The sequence below is a fragment of the Streptomyces sp. NRRL S-87 genome, from assembly GCF_000719335.1.
Classification (GTDB): domain Bacteria; phylum Actinomycetota; class Actinomycetes; order Streptomycetales; family Streptomycetaceae; genus Streptomyces.
Genome location: NZ_JOGB01000219.1, coordinates 1 through 496, shown reverse-complemented (window position 1 = coordinate 496; position 496 = coordinate 1). Strand labels below are relative to the sequence as shown.

Genomic DNA, 496 nt, shown 5'->3' with positions numbered 1-496 from the left:
ACGTGCTGAAGGCGGAGACGGGTCTGCGCCTGCCCCCGACGTTGATCTTCGACTACCCGACTCCGGTCGGCTTCCCGGGGGGCGTCCGCACCCCGGAGGACCTGTGGCAGCTCGTCGCCGCGGGCGGCGACGGCATCACGGCCTTCCCGGCCGACCGCGGCTGGGACGCCGAGGCCCTGAGACCTCGTGGGAGGCCTTCGAGCGGGCCGGCATCGACCCGGCGACCGTGCGGGGCAGCCGTACCGGTGTCTTCGCGGGCGTCATGTACCACGACTACGTACCGGGCATCGGCATCGGTGACGGTGCGGGCTCCGGCGCGGAACTGCCCGAGGGCGTCGAGGGCTACCTCGGTACCGGCAACGCGGGCAGCATCGCCTCCGGCCGCATCGCCTACACGTTCGGGCTGGAGGGCCCGGCGGTGACGGTGGACACGGCGTGCTCGTCGTCGCTGGTCGCGCTGCACTGGGCGATCCAGGCGCTGCGCAACGGCGAGTGC

Annotated in this window: 1 pseudogene; it reads left to right on the top strand. The window is 73.4% G+C overall.

Features of this window, described 5'->3' with window-relative positions:
• Positions 1-2 precede the first annotated feature (2 nt).
• Positions 3-496, top strand: a pseudogene (locus IF43_RS40255) (beta-ketoacyl synthase N-terminal-like domain-containing protein); the annotation flags it as partial.